Genomic DNA, 19,320 nt, shown 5'->3' on the forward strand with positions numbered 1-19,320 from the left:
TTCTCTAATCTACCAGACCCTCAGCGCCCTCTCCAACTCGGTGATCCGAGCGGAGGGAGCCGGGGGAACCGGCATCCCCGATCATGTCACGGCGCGCGAGGCTCCGTGTCCTTCTCGAGGGGGACCGCCCGGGGGACCAGCCACCGTCTCGTGCGATCGAGAACCGGTGTCCGTTCCTCCCTGCCGGGCGAACGTCGAGAACACTACACGCGCTCCGACCGGGTGCCAAATCCGTGTGGTGCGCTCCCTTCTCCCCCGCCACGCTCGGTTCGCGGTCGCCCCCTCGCGGCGCGGGACGGCCGGGTCGCGCGGTCCTCCCACCACGACGGGACGACGAAGGGGCCGGTCCCGCTCGACGCGGTCCGGCCCCTTCGTCGTCACGCCGACTCGGCTGCTCAGCCGGCGGCGCAGTCCGCGACGGCGACACCGAGCGTCTTCTTCCCCCGGCGCAGGAGGGCGAACTGCCCGTGCAGCAGGTCCTCCGCCGCGAGGACGGCGTCCTCGCTCGTCACCTTGACGTTGTTGACGTACGCCCCGCCCTCGGCCACCGCTCGACGCGCGGCCGCCTTGGAGGCGACGAGGCCCGACGCTGCGAAGAGGTCGACGACCGCGTCGCCCACCTGCGCCGCCGTGCGCGGCAGCTCGGCGACGGCCGCGCCCAGGGTTCCCGCGTCCAGGCCGGCGAGCTCACCCCGGCCGAAGAGGGCCTGGCTCGCGGCGATCACCGACGCCGTCGCCTCCGCCCCGTGCACGAGCGTCGTCACGTCCGACGCGAGCGCGCGCTGTGCCTCGCGCGCCCCGGGCCGCTCGCGCACCGCGGTCTCGAGCTCGGCGATCTCCTCGCGCGTGCGGAACGTGAAGATCTTCAGCCAGCCCACCACGTCCTCGTCCGCGGCGTTGAGCCAGTACTGGTAGAAGGCGTACGGGCTCATCATGTCGGGCGCGAGCCAGACCGCCCCGCCCTCCGTCTTGCCGAACTTGGTCCCGTCGGCCTTGGTGATGAGCGGCGTCGTGAGGACGTGCACGGCCGCCCCCTCGGTCTTGCGGATGAGCTCGACGCCCGAGAGCAGGTTGCCCCACTGGTCGTTGCCCCCCGTCTGGAGGGACACGCCGTGCCGGCGGTACAGCTCGAGGAAGTCGATCCCCTGGAGGATCTGGTAGCTGAACTCGGTGAAGCTGATCCCCTCCTCCGAGCGCAGGCGGCGCGCGACGGTGTCCTTCGCGAGCATCGTGCCGAGGCGGTAGTGCTTGCCCACGTCGCGCAGGAAGTCGATCGCCGACAGCTCGGAAATCCAGTCGAGGTTGTTCACGAGGAGGGCGGGGTTATCCCCCTCGAAGTCGAGGAAGCGTGACACCTGCGACTTCAGCCGCTCGGTCCACTCCGCGACGGTCTCCTTGGTGTTGAGCACCCGCTCCCCCGACTGGCGCGGGTCGCCGATCATGCCCGTCGCCCCGCCCACGAGCGCCACGGCGCGGTGGCCCGCGAGCTGGAGGTGACGCAGCACGACGAGCTGCACGAGGTGGCCGTGGTGGAGGCTCGGTGCCGTCGGGTCGAAGCCGCAGTAGTACGTGATCGGGCCCTCGGCCAGCGCGGCGCGCAGCGCGGCCTCGTCGGTGGACTGCGCCACCAGGCCCCGCCATTGCAGCTCGTCGAGAACGTCGCTCACTTCTGCTCCTTCGTCGAGTACCCGTGGACCGGGCACGTCCGGTGCTGCCGTGCGGCAGCGTGTCCTAGTCTGCCGTGCCGCGCGGCGTCCGACGTCCACCGCCCACCGGGCGGGCGCTCACCGCGCGCGGGCGCTCACGCGGCGGTAGGCCGAGACCGTGGGGTCGCCCGCGAGCCAGGAGCGCCACGGGTAGAGGTCGCCGTCTCCCCCGTCGCCCGAGACCCCGACCCTCGGACCGGTCGCGATCGCGGGACGCAGAGGCCCCGCGGACGGGCGGTGCAGCACGAGCTCCCCGTCGGGGTCCGTGAGCTCCGCGCCGTACTGGCGCAGGTCGAGGTCGAGCGCGACGGCGAGGCGCGCAGGACCCCGCGCGATCTGGCGGTCGGAGTCGCACCTCCCGGCGACGAGCCGCCGCGACCGGGCGAGGTCGACGCCGTCGGTCACCTCGCCCGCGCGCAGCAGGACGGCGGACGCACTGCCGACCGGCCCGCACACGACGTTGACGCAGTGGTGCAGCCCGAGGTGCCGGTACACGTACAGCCGGCCGGGCTCGCCGAACATCGCGCGGTTGCGCTCGGTGCGGCCACGGAAGGCGTGCGACCCCGGGTCGCGCTCGCCGTCGTACGCCTCGACCTCGGTGATCCGCAGGGTGACGTCGCCCGCGTCGCTGCGGCGGGTGAGGAACGACCCGAGCAGGTCGCGCGCGACCTCGTGGACGTCGCGCGCGTACCACCCCCGGGCAGGGACGTCCCACGGTCCGACGGCGCGGGACTCCCCGGTCCCCGTCGTCTGCGCCACGGCGTCCGTCACCTTCGCACCACCTTCCGTCGTGGGCAATCTACGCCCCGTCGCGCTCGCGCGGGCTCCGCCGCGGCGGGCGGGGACCCACGTACCAGGCCAGCACGGCGACCAGGGCGAGGCTCACCCACGTGGCAGGAACCCAGCAGCCGGCCGCGAGGCTCCGCAGACGGCCGGGGACGGCGTCGCCGGACCAGGCGACGACGAGGGCGAGGACCCACCACGTCCCCGCGGTCGCGGCCACGACGGCGCTCACGAGCGCGAGCGGTGCCGGGTAGGCACGCCGGCGCTCCACCCAGCGCCCTTGCCGGACGACCCGCCGACGGGCCGCCGCGGCCTCCCGAGCACGGCGCTGCGCCGCGCTGGGTGCGCTCCGCGCGCCGCGTCGTGGTCGAGACGCCGGCGAGCCCGCCACGGGCGGACGTCCGCCCTCGCGGGCCAGCCCCGTCTCGATCTCGGCACGCCGACGGCGCGTCCGCCGCGCACCGACGAGCGCCGCGACCGCGGGCGGCAGCAGGACGGCCACGGTGATCCACCACACGTCGGCGGTCGGGACGTCCCACACCCACCACGTTCCCGACCTGGTGCTGCTCCGGCTCGGGAGCAGGAACCAGGTCGAGAGCGTCGCCGAGCGGGCGGTCGCGGCGAGGACGACGGCCGTCGCCGAGCCCGCGACGGCGAACGTCGTCACCCCGGCCGCGAGGCCGTCGGTCGCCCGGACGGCGCGGTCCCAGGCGGACCGGGCGGCCTCGACCTGCGCGTCGGACGCGCCGTCGCGGCCGGCGCTCATCGGTCCGCCGCGCGCACGACGTTCCCCCACCCGTCGAGCACGACGTCCGCGCGCTCGCGCGAGGCGTTGCGGGCGTAGTGCTCACGCTCGTCGAGCATCCACGCGAGCCAGTGCGCGCGCTGGTCCTCGCCGTCCCGGTCGAGCCCCCGGCGCAGGCGCACGTCGTCCGGGGCCTCGACCCACAGGCGCAGCGCGGCCACGCCGTCCGCCTCGCGGCGACCCGCCCCGCACCCCTCGACGACCAGGTACGGCGCCGGGGCGACGTCGTGCCACTCGGCGAAGCGGTCGAGCGTCCAGTCGAACCGGCGGTACCGACCCGGACGACCCGCGGCGAGAGGCGCGAGGACCCACTCGTCCAGGCGGCTCCACGCGGGCTCGAGCCCGCGCCAGCCCTCGTACAGGTCGTCCATGTGGAGCACCTGTGCGGGCAGCGCCTCGCCCAGCTGGGCGGCGAGCGTGGTCTTGCCCGAGCCGGCGGGCCCGTCAATCACCACGAGCCGGGTGCCCGACGCGCGTTCTCCGGCCGGCCCGTTGCCCGGGCCGTGCGACGGGCCGAGTCGCGGGTCGGCGTCGCGCACGCGACGCACGAGGTCCGCGAGGACGTCCTGGTCGACGCTCACGCGCGCACCCTCGGCACGGGCGCCGTCAGTCCTGGGCCCAGAAGCGGTACTCGGCCGAGCGCTCCTTCGCGGCCTCGAGCTGCTCGGCGACCCGCACCGGGGCGGTGCCGCCCACGGCGTCGCGCGACGCGAGCGAGCCCTCGACGCTCAGCACGTCGCGCACGCCCGGCGTGAGGTGCTCGGAGATCGACGCGAGGTCGTCGTCCGAGAGGTCCCACAGCTCGATGCCGCGCTCCTCGCACGCGCGCACGCACGCGCCCGCGACCTCGTGCGCGACACGGAACGGCACGCCCTCGCGCACGAGCCACTCGGCGACGTCCGTCGCGAGCGAGAACCCCTGCGGCGCGAGCGACGCCATGCGGTCGGTGTCGAACTCGAGCGTCGCGACCATGCCCGAGAACGCGGGCAGGAGCACCTCGAGCGTGTCGACCTGGTCGAACACGGGCTCCTTGTCCTCCTGCAGGTCGCGGTTGTACGCGAGCGGCAGGCCCTTGAGCGTCGCGAGCAGGCCCGACAGGTCGCCGATGAGGCGGCCCGCCTTGCCGCGCGCGAGCTCGGCGACGTCGGGGTTCTTCTTCTGCGGCATGATGCTCGACCCCGTGGAGTAGGAGTCGTGCAGGCGCACGAAGCCGAACTCCTTGGTCGCCCAGAGGATGACCTCCTCCGCGAGGCGCGAGAGGTCGACGCCCAGCATCGCGGCGACGAACGCGAACTCCGCGACGACGTCGCGCGACGCGGTGCCGTCGATCGAGTTCTCGACCGGGCCGTCGAACCCGAGCTCGGCGGCGACGGCCGCCGGGTCGAGGCCCAGCGACGAGCCCGCGAGCGCCCCCGACCCGTACGGCGAGCGCGCGGCGCGCACGTCCCAGTCGATGAAGCGGTCGACGTCGCGCAGCAGCGGCCACGCGTGGGCGAGCAGGTGGTGCGCGAGGAGCACCGGCTGGGCGTGCTGGAGGTGCGTACGGCCGGGCATCGCCGCGCCCGGGTGCGCGGCGGCCTGCTCGATCAGCGCGTCGACGACGTCGAGCACGAGTCGCGCGATCGTGCGCGCCTCGTCGCGCAGGTACATGCGCGTGAGCGTCGCGATCTGGTCGTTGCGCGACCGGCCCGCGCGCAGCTTGCCGCCGAGCTCCGGCCCGGCGCGCTCGATGAGCCCGCGCTCGAGCGCGGTGTGCACGTCCTCGTCGTCGTCGGCCGCGACGAACGCGCCCGACGCGACGTCCTCGCGCAGGCGCTCGAGCGCCGCGAGCATCCCGTCGAGCTCGTCGTCGTCGAGCAGGCCCGCAGCGTGCAGGACCTTCGCGTGGGCCTTCGAGCCCGCGACGTCCTGGCCCGCGAGGCGCCAGTCGAAGTGCGTCGACTTGCTCAGCGCGGCGAGCGCGTCGGCGGGACCGCCGGCGAAGCGCCCGCCCCAGAGGCTCACGCGCCCGCCCGCCGGCGCGTCCTGGTCCACGTCCCCGGGCGCGGCGGTCACGTCGGGCTGGGTGGCGTCCGTGACGCCCTGGTCGTCGTGCGTGCTCACAGTGCTCCTGCCCCGAGGTCCACACCGTTGCCGAACTTCTCGTCGCGCGCGGCGGCGAGCTTCGCGGTGAGACCGTAGATCTCGATGAACCCCTTGGCCTGCGACTGGTCGAACGAGTCGCCCTCGTCGTAGGTCGCCAGGTTGAAGTCGTACAGGCTCGCCTCCGAGCGGCGGCCGGTCACGGTCGCCCGTCCGCCGTGCAGCACGAGGCGCACGTCGCCGGAGACGTACCGCTGCGTGTCGTCGATGAACACGTCGAGCGAGCGCTTGAGCGGGCTGAACCACATGCCGTCGTAGACGAGCTCGGTCCAGCGCTGCTCGACGCCGCGCTTGAAGCGGGCCTGCTCGCGCTCCAGGGTGACGTTCTCGAGCTCCTGGTGCGCGGTGATGAGCGCGATCGCGCCCGGAGCCTCGTAGACCTCGCGCGACTTGATGCCGACGAGGCGGTCCTCGACGATGTCGATCCGCCCGACGCCCTGGGCGCCCGCGCGGCGGTTCATCTCCTGGATCGCCTGCAGCGGCGTCACCGCGACGCCGTCGAGCGCGATCGGGACGCCCTGCTCGAACGTGACGACGACCTCGTCCGCGACGGGCGGGAACGTCGGGTCGTCGGTGTAGTTGTAGACGTCCTTGGTCGGGGCGTTCCAGATGTCCTCGAGGAAGCCGGTCTCGACCGCGCGGCCCCACACGTTCTGGTCGATCGAGAACGGGTTGTGCTTGGTCGTCGCGATCGGCAGGGAGTGCTTCTCGGCGTACTCGATGGCCTTCTCGCGCGTGAGCGCGAGGTCGCGCACGGGCGCGATCGTCTTGAGCTCGGGCGCGAGCGACGTCGTCGCGACCTCGAAGCGCACCTGGTCGTTGCCCTTGCCCGTGCAGCCGTGGGCGACGGTCGTCGCGCCGAACTGGCGCGCCGCCCGCACGAGGTGCTTGACGATGACCGGCCGCGAGATCGCGGAGACGAGCGGGTAGCGGTCGAGGTACAGGCCGTTCGCGCGCAGCGCGGGCATGCAGTACTCGGCGGCGAACTCGTCGCGCGCGTCGGCGACGTACGCCTCGACGGCGCCGCAGTCGAGGGCGCGCTGCCGGATGACCTCGAGGTCCTCCCCGCCCTGGCCGACGTCGACCGCGACGGCGACGACCTCGGCGCCCGTGGCCTCGGCGATCCAGCCGATGGCCACCGACGTGTCCAGGCCGCCCGAGTAGGCGAGCACGACGCGTTCAGTCATGACGGTCTCTTTCTGTGACGTGCGGGTGGGGTCCGGGGTCCAGTCTCGCAGGGCGGTCCGCCGCGCGAGGGATGGTCCGACGGCGGTCAGTCCGGCGTGCCGGGGACGGGCCCGCCGTGGGGCCCGGACAGCTCGAGGAAGCGGCGCGCGAGCTCGGCGCCGCCGTCGGGGTCGCGCGCGATGACGAGGATCGTGTCGTCGCCCGCGATGCAGCCGAGCACGTGCGGGAGCACGGAGTGGTCGATCGCCGACGCGAGGTAGTTCGCCGCGCCGGGAGGCGTGCGCAGCACGACGAGGTTCGCGGACGCCTCGGCGGACACGAGCATCTCCGAGCACAGGCGCGCGAGCCGGGCCGCGAGGTACTCGGGCGACTCCGCGGTCTGCACGCTGCGGTCCCCGCCCTCCCCCGGCACCGCGTACACGAGCGCGCCCGAGGCGCCCCGCACCTTCTCCGCGCGCAGCTCGATGAGGTCGCGCGAGAGCGTCGCCTGCGTCACCGACAGCCCCTCGCGCTCGAGCTCGCGCGCGAGCTCCGCCTGGGAGTGGATCTCGGTGCGGCGCACGATCTCGGCGATGCGCGCGTGGCGCGCCGTCTTCGTCGTCGCCGTGCGGGCCTCGGTCACGACCGCTCCAGGAGGAACGTGAGCAGCGCCTTCTGGGCGTGCAGCCGGTTCTCCGCCTCGTCCCACACCGCCGAGCGGGGGCCGTCGATCACCTCGGCGGTGATCTCCTTGCCGCGGTAGGCGGGCAGGCAGTGCAGGACGATCGCGTCGTCCTTCGCGTGCGCGAGGAGGTCGTCGTTCACCTGGTAGGGCACGAAGGGCAGCGCGCGCTGCTCGGCCTCGGCCTCGTCCCCCATCGACACCCACGTGTCGGTCGCGACGACGTCCGCCCCCGCGACGGCCTCGACCGGGTCGGACGTGACGCGCACCGAGCCGCCGGTCTCGGCCGCGATCCGCTCGGCGTCGGCGACGAACACGGGGTGGGGCGGGTACCCGTCGGGCGTCCCGATCCGCACGTGCAGGCCGGCGGTCGCGCCACCGAGCAGGTAGGAGTGCGCCATGTTGTTCGCCCCGTCGCCGACGTACGCGAGCGTCTGGCCCGCGAGCGCTCCGGTACCGCCGCGGAGCTGGGCGATCGTGAGGAGGTCCGCGAGGATCTGGCACGGGTGGAAGTCGTCGGTGAGCGCGTTGACGACCGGGACCCGGCTGATCGCCGCCATCTCCTCGATCCGGTCCTGGCCGAACGTGCGCCACACGATCGCCGACGCCTGCCGGTCGAGCACGCGCGTGACGTCCGCGACGGACTCGCGCACGCCGACCTGGGCGAGCCGGCCGTCCACGACGACCGGGAAGCCACCGAGCTCGGCGATGCCCGTCGCGAACGAGAGCTGCGTGCGCAGCGTCGGCTTGTCGAACAGCACGGCCACGCCCTGCGGTCCGGCCAGGGGCTGGCGGAACGTGCGGTCGTCGCGGAACGCGAGGCCGATCTCGAGGACCTGACGCTGCTCGGCGGGCGTGAGGTCGTCGTCGCGCAGGAAGTGCCGGGGGGCCATCAGGAGCTCCTCGTCGTGGGGCCGGTAGGTGTGGGCGTCGCGCCGGACGCGGCGGTCGGGTCGGCCGGGACGGTGACGGTCGCGAAGAACCCGACGACGTCCCGCACCTGCTCGGGCGTGAGGATCAGGGGCGGCGCGAGGCGGATCGCGTCGGGCGCGACGGCGTTCACGACGAACCCTGCGTCGAGCGCCGCACGCGCGACGTCCGCCGCGACGGGCCGGGTGAGCTGGACGGCGAGGAGCAGCCCGCGCCCCCGCACGCCCGCGACGAGCGGGTTCCCGGCCCCGGCGATGCCGTCGCGCAGGAGCGCCCCGACGGTCCGCACGTTCTCGAGGAGCCCGTCGCGCTCGATCACCCCGAGCGTCGCGAGCGCCGCCGCGGCGGCGACCGGGTTGCCCCCGAACGTCGTGCCGTGCTGACCGCGGCCGAGCAGCGTCGCCGCCCGCTCGCCGTACGCGACCACGGCACCCACGGGGAAGCCGCCGCCGAGGCCCTTGGCGAGCGTGACGACGTCGGGCACGATCCCGCCGCCGACCTCGGGCTGCTGGTAGGCGAACCACGAGCCCGTGCGCCCGACGCCCGTCTGCACCTCGTCGAGCACGAGCAGCGCGCCGTGGCGCGCCGTGAGCTCGCGCGCCGCGACGAGGTAGCCGGGCGAGAGCGACCGCACGCCCGCCTCCCCCTGCACCGGCTCGACGACGAGCGCCGCGACCTCGCCGCGCGCGGCGACCGCGGCGGGCGAGAAGGCCTCCTCGAGCGCGGCGACGTCGTCGAACACGACGAACTCCACCCCGCCCGGGAGCGGCTCGAACGGCTCGCGGTACGCGGCCTTCGACGTCAGCGCGAGCGCGCCCATCGACCGGCCGTGGAAGCCGCCCTGGAGCGCGAGGACCCGCGTCCGACGCCCCGTGCCATTGTTCCGGCGCGTCATCTTGAACGCCGCCTCGTTCGCCTCGGTGCCCGAGTTCGTGAAGAACACGCGCGACCCCTCGGGCGCCTCCGAGAGCGCCAGGAGGCGCTCGGCGAGCGCGATCTGCGTCGGGGTCCCGAAGAAGTTCGAGACGTGCCCGAGCGTGCCGAGCTGGGCGGAGACCGCCGCCGTGAGCGTCGGGTGGGCGTGGCCGAGCGCGTTGACCGCGATGCCCGCGAGCAGGTCGAGGTAGCGCTTCCCGTCGGCGTCCCACACGTACGCGCCCTCGCCGCGCACGAGCACGCGCTGCGGCGGGCCGAACGTGTCCATGACGGCGTGGGTGTACCGGTCGGTCCACTGGGCGACGGAGCCGTCGGCTTGGGCAGTCACGGCGCTCGTCGTCGCGGGCGCGGGCGCGTCCGCCGGGTGGTCGAGGGCGTTCACGCGGCTCCTCCGGTGGTCGTGGCGGGCACGGGCGCCGATGCGCCCGCGGGGTCCGGGACGACCATGGTCCCGTTGCCCTGGGTGGTGAAGACCTCGAGCAGCGTGGAGTGGGGCACGCGCCCGTCGATCACGGTCGCCGCGGGGACGCCGCCCTCGACGGCGCGCAGGCACGCCTCCATCTTGGGGACCATGCCCGCGGAGAGGGACGGCAGGAGCGCCGCGAGCTCGGAGCGCGTGATCTGCGCGACGAGCGAGTCCGTGTCGGGCCACGACGTGTACAGACCCTCGACGTCGGTCAGGACGACGAGCTTCTTCGCGCCGAGCGCGACCGCGAGCGCCGCGGCGGCGGTGTCCGCGTTGACGTTGAGCACCTGGGTCGGGTCCTCGAGGTCGGGGGCGATGGTCGACACGACGGGGATGCGCCCGGCGTCGAGCAGGTCCTGGACCGCGGCGGGGTGCACCTCGACGACGTCGCCGACGAGCCCGACGTCGACCGGCTCGCCGTCGACGGTCGCGTGCCGGCGCTGGGCCTGCAGCAGGCCGCCGTCCTCGCCCGAGAGCCCGACGGCGTACGGCCCGTGGGCGTTGATGAGGCCGACGAGCTCGCGCGAGACCTGGCCCGTGAGCACCATGCGCACGACGTCCATCGCCTCGGGCGTCGTGACGCGCAGGCCGCCGCGGAACTCGGACTCGATGCCGAGCCGGTCGAGCATCGCCGAGATCTGCGGGCCGCCGCCGTGCACGACGACGGGGCGCAGCCCGACGCGGCGCAGGAAGACCATGTCCTCGGCGAACGCGGCCTTGAGCGCGTCGTCGACCATGGCGTTGCCGCCGTACTTGACGACGACGAGCGCGCCGGCGAACTCCTCCAGCCACGGCAGGGCCTCGACGAGCACCTCGGCCTTCTGCTCGGGGCGCAGGTCGGTGCGCGTGTCGAACGCGGCGTCGTCCGGGTGGGGCGTGGGAGTGGTCGGGTCGCTCATGAGGAGTACGCGCTGTTCTCGTGGACGTAGTCGTGCGTGAGGTCGTTGGTCCAGACGGTCGCGGTCGCGGAGCCGGCGTGCAGGTCGATCTCGACGCGCACCTCGCGCTCGGCCGCGAGGTCGACGAGCTCGCGCGGCTCGCCCACTCCCCCGGCCCGGCACACCTGGACGCCGTTGACCGACACGTCGAGCAGGAGCGCGTCGAACGGCGCGACGTCCTCGGGGACCGTCCCGACGGCCGAGACGATGCGCCCCCAGTTCGGGTCGTTGCCGAAGATCGCGGCCTTGAACAGGTTGGAGCGCGTCACCGCGCGCGCGACCGCGACCGCGGCGTCCTCGCTCGACGCGTTCACCACGGTGACGGCGACGTCGTGGCTCGCGCCCTCGGCGTCGGCCACGAGCTGGCGCGCGAGCGACGCGCTGGCCTCGGTCACGGCGTCCGTGAGCTCGTCGAGCGTCACCTCGACCCCGGACGCACCGGAGGCCAGGAGGATCACGGTGTCGTTCGTCGACATGCAGCCGTCCGAGTCGACGCGGTCGAACGTCGTGCGGGTCGCGGCCCGCAGCGCGGCGTCGGCCGTCGCGGCGTCGACGACGGCGTCCGTCGTGAGCACGCACAGCATCGTCGCGAGGCCGGGCGCGAGCATGCCCGCGCCCTTGGCCATTCCCCCGACCGTCCACGTCGCCGCACCGTCCGGCGCGGTGGCGTCGGCGACCTCGCGGACCACGGAGACCGTCTTGGGCACGGTGTCCGTCGTCATGATCGCGAGCGCGGCGTCGCCGCCCCCGTCGACGGTGGCGGCCGGGTCCGCGAGCGCCGCCGCGGCCGCGTCGACCCCGGCGAGCAGCTTCTCCAGCGGCAGGCGCACGCCGATGAGGCCCGTCGAGCACACGAGCACGTCGCCCGCGGACGTCGCGAGCACGTCGGCGACGTGCTCCGCCGTGCGGTGCGTGTCGGCGAAGCCGTCCGTTCCGGTGCACGCGTTGGCGCCGCCCGAGTTGAGCACGACGGCCGTCGCGCGCCCGTCGCTCACGGCCTGCCGCGTCCACGCGACCGGTGCGGCGAACACGCGGTTCGTCGTGAGGACGGCCGCGGCGACGTCGAGCGGCCCGTCGTTGACGACGAGCGCGACGTCGCGGGCGCCCGTGGACTTGAGCCCGGCGGCGACGCCGGCGGCCCGGAAGCCCTGCGGGGTGGTGACGGTCACGGGGCGACCCCCTCGGTCGTGAGGCCCGCCGTCTGCGGCAGGCCGAGCGCGATGTTCATGGACTGCACCGCGGCGCCCGCGGTGCCCTTGACGAGGTTGTCGATCGCCGTGACGGTGACGACGCGACCCGCCGCGTGGTCGACGGCGACCTGGACGAGCGCGGTGTTCGCGCCGAGCGTCATCGCCGTCGTGGGCCACTGCCCCGCGGGCAGCACCCGGACGAACGGCTCGCCGACGTAGGCGTCCTCCCAGGCCCGGCGGACGCGCGCGTCGAGCTCCGCGGGGTCGAGGCACGCGGCGTCGTCGGACAGGCGCGCCGTCACCGTGGCGAGGATGCCGCGCGACATGGGCACGAGCGTCGGCGTGAACGAGATCCTCACGGCCGGGGCCCCCGCGGCCCGCAGGTTCTGCCCGATCTCCGGGATGTGCCGGTGCGACCCGCCGACGGCGTACGGCTGGGCCGACCCGAGCGCCTCGGACGCGAGCAGGTGCGGCTTGAGCGACTTGCCCGCGCCCGAGTACCCGTTGGCGAGCACCGCGACGAGGTCGCGCGCCTCGACGAGCCCGGACGCGACACCCGGCTGGATGCCCAGCGTGACCGCCGTGACGTTGCAGCCCGGCACCGCGATGCGGCGCGCACCGGCGAGCCGTTCGCGCTGCTTCGTCTCGCTCGCGGCGGCGCCGGGCTCGTGCGTGAGGAGCAGCTCCGGCAGCCCGTACGGCCACGTGCCCGCGTGCTCGGAGCCGTAGAACGCCGCCCAGTCCGCCGCGGACTCCAGCCGGTGGTCCGCGCCCAGGTCCAGCACGAGCACGTCGTCCGGGAGCTGCGCCGCGATCTCGCCCGACGCGCCGTGCGGCAGCGCGAGGACGACGACGTCGTGCCCCACGAGGTGCTCGACGCTCGTCGGCAGCAGCACGCGGTCGGCGAGGGATCGCAGGTGCGGCTGGTGCTCACCGAGGAGCGTCCCCGCGTTGCTGTGCGCCGTGACGGCGCCGATCTCCACCTCCGGGTGCCCGGCGAGCAGGCGGAGCGTCTCTCCGCCCGCGTACCCGGACGCACCCGCGACCGCGACTCTGATCGTCATATGCATCACTATACATACTTATGCAACGCGCGGGCCTATGGCCCCACCCACGGTACGCGTGGTCGGGTCCGCGGTGGGGTCGGGTCTCCTGCCCGCCGGGTCGGGTCCGCGGTGGGGTCGGGTCTCCTGCCCGCCGGGTCGGGTCCGCGGTGGGGTCGGACCGTGTGCTTGGACTGGCGCACCGTCACCCTGGTCTTTCGGGCGGGGGTTCAAGGAGTGCGCCTCTGACGTCCTGCGCACACGGTCCGACCCCACCGCTCGTCCTGCCCGTCACCGCACGACCCGCAGCCCCGGTCCGGCGGTCACGCCCGGTCCGCGCGTGGGGACCGTCCCACCGCCCGCGTGGCGGGTGGTCCCCGGCCGAGATGCGAGAAGTGGCCCCGTCAGACCTCGCTCGTGGGGCCACTTCTCCCGTCTCGTCATCGCGTGTACGGCTCGATCGAGGGCGCGGACCCCGCGACCTCAGTCCGTCGCCGCGCAGACGGCGCGGACGCTCGCGCCGAGGACGGAGGTGTCGCGGCCGACGGTCCAGCGCGGGGCGCCGTCGGGGCCGCGGTGCTCGAGGTAGGTGATCGCGGTCGCGTCGCTCCCGCTGCCGACGGACTGCTGGGTGAGCGAGAGGACCTCGACCGGGCGGTCGAGGCGGGCCAGCGCGTCGACGAGGGCGTCGACCGCGCCGCTGCCCGTCCCGGACGTGGCGACGCGCTCGCCGTCGACTGTGACCTGGAGGTCGAGGTGCTCCGTCCCGTCGTCGGCGCGTCGGCTCGTCCACGCGAGGGGCTCGACAGCGCCGGGGCGCGCGTAGGCCGCGTCGAACAGCGCGAGGAGCGCGTCGGGCGTCACCTCGGCGCCGGTGGCGTCGGCGTGCTCCTGGACGCGGCGCGCGAGGTCGACCTGGAGACCGCGGGGCAGGTCGAGGCCGTGCACGGAGTGCAGCACGTACGCGACGCCGCCCTTGCCGGACTGGCTGTTCACGCGGACGAGGGCCTCGTACGTCCTCCCGAGGTCGGCGGGGTCGACGGGCAGGTAGGGCACGCGCCACGGCGCCCGGGCGGGGTCGAGGCCCGACGCCGCGGCGTCGGCCCGGTGCCGTGCCATGCCCTTGCGGATCGCGTCCTGGTGCGTGCCCGAGTAGGCGGTGTGGACCAGCTCGCCCACGTAGGGGTGGCGCGGGTGCACGTCGATCCGGTTGCACGCGACGACGACGTCCCGGATCCCGTCGAGGTCCGAGAAGTCGACCATCGGGTCGACGCCCTGCGCGTGCAGGTTGAGGCCCAGGGTCACGAGGTCGACGTTCCCGGTGCGCTCACCGTTGCCGAACAGGCACCCCTCGACGCGCTGCGCCCCGGCGAGGACGGCGAGCTCGGCGCACGCGACGCCCGTCCCGCGGTCGTTGTGCGGGTGGACCGAGAGGATCACCCCGTCGCGCCGCGCGAGGTTCCGGTCCATGTACTCGATCTGGTCGGCGTAGACGTTGGGCGTCGCGACCTCGACCGTCGCCGGCAGGTTGAGGATCACCGGGCGCTCGGGCGTCGCGTCCCAGAGCGTGGTCATGCGGTCGCACACGTCGAGCACGTAGTCCGGCTCGGTGAGGTTGAACACCTCGGGCGAGAACTCGAAGCGGACGCGCGGGTCGTCGCCGGCGTGGCGCAGCACGTCGGCCCCGGCGTCGGTGATCAGCCGGGCGAGCTCCTCGCGGTCGCGGCCGAGGACGACGTCGCGCCAGACGGGCGCCGTCGCGGCGTAGACGTGGACGACGACGGGGTTGCGCAGGCCCCGCACGGCCTCGACCGTGCGCGCGATGAGGTCCGCGCGCGCGGCGGTGAACACGACGACCGTCACGTGCTCGGGCGCGAGGTCGGTCTCGGCGAGCAGGCGCACGAAGTCGAAGTCGGTCTGCGACGCCGACGGGTAGCCCACCTCGATCTCGGTGTAACCCATCGCGACGAGCAGCTCGAAGAAGCGGCGCTTGCGCGCCGGGTCCATCGGTTCCGCGAGCGCCTGGTTGCCGTCGCGCAGGTCGACGGGGACCCACAGCGGCGCCTGCGTGAGGCGGCGCGAGGGCCACCGACGGTCGGGCAGCTCCGGCACGTCGACTCGCACGTGGACGTCGGCATACCGGAACGAGGGCATGCGCGAGGGGCGCTGGCGGTACCAGGAGGGAGCGGGCCCGGTCGAGCGATCGGTCGAGGCGCCGGGGGTCCGCGCAGGGAGGGTGGGAGCGGTCATGGTCTGGCTGTCCTTCGGCTCGCGCCCCGCGGAAACGGGGCGGTGGGCGACCGGCGCGCGACGGACCCCCACGGCGGGGGGCCGGTCCGGTCAGACCCCGCCGTGGCGCAGAAGGAGGAGCGCCGCCCAGGACATGCCAGGTACGCTAGCGCCGAACAAGTCCTCAGACAACCTGAGAGGTAACCCATGACCGCGCTGCACCGGCGCCCCCTCGCGGACCAGGCGGCCGAGCTCCTGCTCGACCGCGTGCGCTCCGGCGTCTGGCCCCTCGACCACCGGCTGCCCGGCGAGCAGGCGCTCGCGACCGAGCTCGGCGTCGGACGCTCCACCGTCCGCGAGGCGATCCGCCAGCTCGCGGGGCGCGGCGTGCTCGACAGCCGGCAGGGGTCGGGCGTGTACGTCGTGTCGACCGACACCGCGGACGACTGGGACGAGGTGCTGCGCCGCGGGGAGATCGTCGACGTGCTGGAGGTCCGCGCCGCCCTCGAGACCGAGGCTGCCGGCCTCGCCGCCGCGCGCCGCACCCCCGCGGACCTCCGTGCGATGACGACGGCGCTCTCCCGCCGCGGGCAGGTCTCGGCGACGTCGTCGGCCGCCGAGTACGTGGACGCGGACCTGGCCTTCCACCGGGCGGTCGTCGACGCCGCGCACAACGCCGTGCTGGGCGAGCTGTTCGCGACCTTCGTCCCGCGCCTGCGGCGCGCGATGGTCGCGATGGTCGACCTCGACCGCGAGGGCGAGGCGCACCGGCACGACCAGGACGCGCACGAGGCGATCCTCGACGCGGTGCGCGACCGCGACGCCGTTCGCGCGTCCGCGGCGGCGCGCGAGCACCTCGCAGCCGTCCACGCGAAGGTCGCCGGGCGCGACCCCGGCGCGACGGGCGGCGAGCGGTGAGCGCCGAGGTCCTGTCCCTGCGCGGCGTCGACCTGGTGCGGGAGGGACGGGCGATCCTCGACGGTTTCGACCTCACCGTCCGGGCGGGTGAGCACTGGGCGCTGCTCGGGCCGAACGGGGCGGGCAAGAGCACGATCCTCGGGCTCTGCGGGGCGCGCCGCCACCCGACCCGCGGCGCGGTCCACGTGCTCGGCGAGCGTCTGGGTCGCGTGGACGTCCAGACGTTGCACCGCCGGATCGGTCACGTCGACCCGCGCCACGACCTGCGCTCGCCGCTGACCGTGCTCGAGGTGACCCTGACCGGCCTCACGGGGACCGTCGACTGGCGCCCGCGCTGGCAGCCGACCTCGGACGAGGTCGCCGTCGCCCGCGGGCTGGTCGCCGACCTCGGCCTCGCGCACCGCGCGCACGACCCCTGGCCGACGCTCTCCCAGGGCGAGCGGGGACGGGCGCTCGTGGCGCGCGCCCTCCTGCCCGGCCCCGCGCTCCTCCTGCTGGACGAGCCGTCCACCGGGCTCGACGTCGCCGCGCGCGAGCAGCTCCTCGAGACGCTCGACGCCGTGCGCGCGACCCGCCCGCACGTCGCCTCGGTGCTGGTGACGCACCACCTCGAGGAGCTGCCGACCACGACGAGCCACGCGCTCCTGCTCGCGCACGGCCGCGTCGTCGCCGCGGGCGCCGCCGCGGACGTGCTCGTCACGGAGCACGTCACGCGCTGCTTCGACCACCCGGTGCACGTCGAGCGCCGGTTCGGCCGGTGGCACGCGTCGGCGGGCCACGCGCGTCCGCCCCGCCTGGTCGGGGACGACGCGGTCGGCGCGGGGGTCGCGGGCTGCGCCGGGACGGACGCGACCACGACCGGGAGGGCGGCCGGGCTCGCCGCACGACCCTAGGCTGGGGCCATGCACGCGATCGTGGCCCGCGCGGCGGGCGGCCCCGACGTCCTGGAGTACACCGAGCTGCCCGACCCCTCGCCCGGGCCGGGTCGGCTCCTCGTCCGGTCGGCCGTGGCCGGGGTGAACTTCATCGACACGTACAAGCGCTCCGGCGTGTACGCGATGGAATACCCCCACGTGGTCGGCAGCGAGGGCGCGGGCGTGGTCGCCGAGGTGGGCGACGGCGTCGAGGGCTTCGCCGTCGGCGACCGCGTCGTGTGGACCGAGGCGCCCGGGTCGTACGCGGAGCTCGTCGTCGTGGACGCCGCCCAGGCGTTGCACGTCCCCGACGCCGTGTCGCTCGAGGATGCGACCGCCGTCGCGCTCCAGGGCCTGACCGCGCATTACCTGTGCACGTCGTCCTACCCGGTCCGCCCGGGCGACCGGGTGCTCGTGCACGCGGGCGCGGGCGGCGTCGGGCTGCTCCTGACCCAGATGCTCGTGGCACGGGGCGCGCACGTGATCTCGACGGTCTCGACGCCCGAGAAGGCGGAGCTGTCCCGCGGCGCGGGCGCCGAGCACGCGATCCAGTACACGGCGTTCGCGGACCTCACCACCGAGCTGCCGGAGGTCGTGCGCGGGCTCACGGGCGGCGAGGGCGTCGCGGCGGTGTACGACTCGGTGGGCAAGGACACGTTCGACGCGTCGCTCGCGTCGCTGCACCGCCGGGGCACGCTCGTGCTCTACGGCGGCTCGTCCGGGCAGGTCCCGCCGTTCGACCCGCAGCGGCTCAACGCGGGCGGGTCGCTCTTCCTCACGCGCCCCAAGCTCGCCGACCACACGGCGACGCGCGCCGAGCTCGTCGAGCGGGCGACCGAGGTGCTCGGCGCCGTCGCGGGCGGCACGGTGCACGTGCGCGTCGGCGCCACGTTCGCGCTCGCCGACGCCGCCGACGCGCACCGCGCGTTGGAGGGCCGCGCGACCACGGGCAAGGTGCTGCTCGTCCCCGACGCAGCCGCGGCACCCGACCCGGCCGCGGAGACGGGAGACGCGTGAGCTGGGACTGGGTGCCCGCGCGGCCGGGTGAGGAGGACGGGTCCGACGGCGGCCCCTCCCCCGCTCTCCGCCGCGCCGTGACGGTCCTCTCCGTCCTGCTCGCCGCGGCGCTCGCCGTGTACTGGGTGACGGTCGGTCTGCGCCAGCAGGCGGACGCGTGCGTCGCCGACCGCCCGGACGGCGTCGCGATCCAGGACGTCGACGCGCGGTGGCGCTGGGTCCCGCCGGGCTACGAGTGCGTCTACGCGACGGCCGAGGAGGACGTGGCCCGCGCCTGACCGACGTGACCGCTTGCTCGCGCGCGGTCCGTCAGCGCGGCACGACGGGCGACGAGGCGTGCAGGTGGTCGACCGGGCCCCGGCCCGTCCCGACGCGCAGCGCCGCCGCGCCACGCAGCGCGCCGGTGAGCCAGTCCTTGGCGTCGCGCGCCGCCTCCTCCCAGCCCGCACGCTGCGGGCGCAGGGCAGCGAGCGCCGCGGAGAGCGAGCACCCGGTGCCGTGCGTATGGGGCGTGTCCACGCGCTCGCCGTCGAACGTCGTGACGGTCGGCGCCGCGTCCGACGACGGGCCGGCGGGCACGACGAGGGCGTCCGGCGACGTCGCACCGGTGAGGTGGCCGCCCTTGAGCAGCACGACGGCACCGCTCGTCGCCGCGTACGACGCGGCCTGGGTCAGCGCGTCGTCCCACGTCGTCGCGACGTCGCGGCCCGCGAGGACGGCCAGCTCGGGGAGGTTGGGGGTGACGACGTCGGCCCGTGCCGCGAGGTCGCGCACGGCCTGCTCCGCGCCCGCGTCGAGCAGCCGGTGCCCCGACGTGGCGACCATGACGGGGTCGAGGACGACCCAGGGCCGCGGGAGCCCGGCGTCGGTCCGCGCGACCGCGAGCGCGCCGAGCCACGCCCCGATCTCGCGGGCGTTGGCCTCGTCGGCCACCATGCCGATCTTCACGGCGTCGATCTCGACGTCGTCGGACACGGCATCGAGCTGCTCGCGCAGGAACGCCGGACCGGGGACGTGCACGGACCGCACGCCGTGCGTGTTCTGCGCGACGAGCGCCGTCGTGACGGCCATGCCGTACGCGCCGTGCGCGGCGAAGGACTTGAGGTCCGCCTGGATGCCCGCGCCCCCGGTCGGGTCGGTCCCCGCGATCGACAGGACGCGCGGCCGCGCGGGAAGGGCACCCGGGCCGCCGGCCGCACCGGGCGTGCGGTCGGCCGCGGGCCGGTGGGCGCGGTCGCGCCCGGGTGCGGGGTCGTGCGGGGGCAGGGCGAGCGTCATCGCGGGACATCCCTTCGCTGGTACGAGCCAGAGCAGGTTCGACGGGTCTCATCTCAGCCCTCGGCGGGGCACCCCGTGTCGCGCGTCATGCTACGTCCTGCGCGCCCGAGGGTTTCACCCGGTCTCGCGCGCGAGAACGCGTGCCGGACCGCGTCCTCCTGGGCATGCCGCACGAC

The 19,320-nt window shown here is 75.0% G+C and carries 18 protein-coding genes and 1 riboswitch; of the genes, 4 read left to right on the forward strand and 14 right to left on the reverse strand.

The genetic code is table 11. The features are described from left to right. Positions 1 to 395: 395 nt before the first annotated feature. The 13 genes from tyrS to ABWU78_RS19535 all read right to left on the reverse strand — a co-directional run bounded on the left by tyrS (position 396) and on the right by ABWU78_RS19535 (position 15,038). Positions 396 to 1,667, reverse strand: a complete 1,272-nt coding sequence (gene tyrS, locus ABWU78_RS19475; RefSeq protein WP_353709433.1) for a tyrosine--tRNA ligase — start codon at positions 1,665 to 1,667, stop codon at positions 396 to 398. Positions 1,668 to 1,784: 117 nt separating this feature from the next. Continuing rightward, positions 1,785 to 2,465 carry a DNA-3-methyladenine glycosylase gene (locus ABWU78_RS19480; protein WP_439159259.1) on the reverse strand — a complete coding sequence of 227 codons (681 nt, stop codon included), beginning with the start codon at positions 2,463 to 2,465 and terminating at the stop codon, positions 1,785 to 1,787. A gap of 40 nt (positions 2,466 to 2,505) precedes the next feature. Then, entirely contained in the window at positions 2,506 to 3,255 is a 750-nt protein-coding gene (locus tag ABWU78_RS19485) for a hypothetical protein (RefSeq protein ID WP_353709434.1), read from the reverse strand. Continuing rightward, positions 3,252 to 3,875, reverse strand: coding sequence for a uridine kinase family protein (locus ABWU78_RS19490; protein WP_353709435.1), 624 nt, complete (start codon positions 3,873 to 3,875; stop codon positions 3,252 to 3,254). The genes ABWU78_RS19485 and ABWU78_RS19490 overlap by 4 nt, the downstream gene beginning before the upstream one ends. A gap of 25 nt (positions 3,876 to 3,900) precedes the next feature. Further along, the gene (argH, locus tag ABWU78_RS19495) at positions 3,901 to 5,349 is read right to left on the reverse strand and encodes an argininosuccinate lyase (protein ID WP_439159260.1); all 1,449 of its coding nucleotides are present in this window, start codon (positions 5,347 to 5,349) and stop codon (positions 3,901 to 3,903) included. Between the two features lie 44 nt (positions 5,350 to 5,393). Beyond that, positions 5,394 to 6,623 carry an argininosuccinate synthase gene (locus tag ABWU78_RS19500; protein ID WP_253051414.1) on the reverse strand — a complete coding sequence of 410 codons (1,230 nt, stop codon included), beginning with the start codon at positions 6,621 to 6,623 and terminating at the stop codon, positions 5,394 to 5,396. An 86-nt stretch (positions 6,624 to 6,709) separates the two neighbouring features. Next, positions 6,710 to 7,246: an arginine repressor gene (locus ABWU78_RS19505; RefSeq protein WP_253051413.1), complete on the reverse strand. Its 537-nt coding sequence runs from the start codon at positions 7,244 to 7,246 to the stop codon at positions 6,710 to 6,712. After that, positions 7,243 to 8,178 (reverse strand): ornithine carbamoyltransferase, encoded by a 936-nt coding sequence (gene argF / locus ABWU78_RS19510; RefSeq protein WP_253051412.1) that lies wholly within the window; start codon positions 8,176 to 8,178, stop codon positions 7,243 to 7,245. The genes ABWU78_RS19505 and argF overlap by 4 nt, the downstream gene beginning before the upstream one ends. After that, the gene (locus ABWU78_RS19515) at positions 8,178 to 9,533 is read right to left on the reverse strand and encodes an acetylornithine transaminase (protein ID WP_439159250.1); all 1,356 of its coding nucleotides are present in this window, start codon (positions 9,531 to 9,533) and stop codon (positions 8,178 to 8,180) included. Before ABWU78_RS19515 ends, argF begins: the two co-directional genes overlap by 1 nt. After that, positions 9,530 to 10,516 (reverse strand): acetylglutamate kinase, encoded by a 987-nt coding sequence (argB, locus tag ABWU78_RS19520; protein WP_353709436.1) that lies wholly within the window; start codon positions 10,514 to 10,516, stop codon positions 9,530 to 9,532. The genes ABWU78_RS19515 and argB overlap by 4 nt, the downstream gene beginning before the upstream one ends. Next, entirely contained in the window at positions 10,513 to 11,724 is a 1,212-nt protein-coding gene (gene argJ / locus ABWU78_RS19525; RefSeq protein ID WP_439159251.1) for a bifunctional glutamate N-acetyltransferase/amino-acid acetyltransferase ArgJ, read from the reverse strand. Before argJ ends, argB begins: the two co-directional genes overlap by 4 nt. Next, positions 11,721 to 12,815 carry an N-acetyl-gamma-glutamyl-phosphate reductase gene (gene argC, locus ABWU78_RS19530; protein WP_439159252.1) on the reverse strand — a complete coding sequence of 365 codons (1,095 nt, stop codon included), beginning with the start codon at positions 12,813 to 12,815 and terminating at the stop codon, positions 11,721 to 11,723. Before argC ends, argJ begins: the two co-directional genes overlap by 4 nt. 456 nt (positions 12,816 to 13,271) lie before the next feature. Continuing rightward, positions 13,272 to 15,038, reverse strand: a complete 1,767-nt coding sequence (locus ABWU78_RS19535) for a 2-isopropylmalate synthase (RefSeq protein ID WP_439159253.1) — start codon at positions 15,036 to 15,038, stop codon at positions 13,272 to 13,274. A 186-nt stretch (positions 15,039 to 15,224) separates the two neighbouring features. Between ABWU78_RS19535 and ABWU78_RS19540 the strand changes: the two genes are divergently transcribed. Genes ABWU78_RS19540 through ABWU78_RS19555 form a run of 4 tightly spaced genes read left to right on the forward strand, consistent with a single transcriptional unit; the run spans position 15,225 to position 18,144 of the window. After that, positions 15,225 to 15,935, forward strand: coding sequence for a FadR/GntR family transcriptional regulator (locus ABWU78_RS19540; RefSeq protein WP_439159254.1), 711 nt, complete (start codon positions 15,225 to 15,227; stop codon positions 15,933 to 15,935). Next, positions 15,932 to 16,828 carry an ABC transporter ATP-binding protein gene (locus ABWU78_RS19545; protein ID WP_439159255.1) on the forward strand — a complete coding sequence of 299 codons (897 nt, stop codon included), beginning with the start codon at positions 15,932 to 15,934 and terminating at the stop codon, positions 16,826 to 16,828. Before ABWU78_RS19540 ends, ABWU78_RS19545 begins: the two co-directional genes overlap by 4 nt. Positions 16,829 to 16,837: 9 nt before the next feature. After that, positions 16,838 to 17,866 (forward strand): quinone oxidoreductase family protein, encoded by a 1,029-nt coding sequence (locus ABWU78_RS19550; RefSeq protein WP_439159256.1) that lies wholly within the window; start codon positions 16,838 to 16,840, stop codon positions 17,864 to 17,866. Continuing rightward, positions 17,863 to 18,144 (forward strand): hypothetical protein, encoded by a 282-nt coding sequence (locus ABWU78_RS19555; RefSeq protein ID WP_439159257.1) that lies wholly within the window; start codon positions 17,863 to 17,865, stop codon positions 18,142 to 18,144. The genes ABWU78_RS19550 and ABWU78_RS19555 overlap by 4 nt, the downstream gene beginning before the upstream one ends. Before the next feature lie 31 nt (positions 18,145 to 18,175). Here ABWU78_RS19555 and thiD read toward each other — a convergent pair whose 3' ends face one another. After that, on the reverse strand, positions 18,176 to 19,144 hold the full coding sequence (gene thiD / locus ABWU78_RS19560; protein WP_439159258.1) for a bifunctional hydroxymethylpyrimidine kinase/phosphomethylpyrimidine kinase: 969 nt from the start codon (positions 19,142 to 19,144) through the stop codon (positions 18,176 to 18,178). Continuing rightward, positions 19,137 to 19,230, reverse strand: a riboswitch (TPP riboswitch). (Overlaps the previous gene by 8 nt.) Positions 19,231 to 19,320 lie beyond the last annotated feature (90 nt).

The sequence above is a fragment of the Cellulosimicrobium sp. CpK407 genome, assembly GCF_051844275.1.
GTDB classification, from domain to species: Bacteria; Actinomycetota; Actinomycetes; order Actinomycetales; family Cellulomonadaceae; genus Cellulosimicrobium; species Cellulosimicrobium cellulans_G.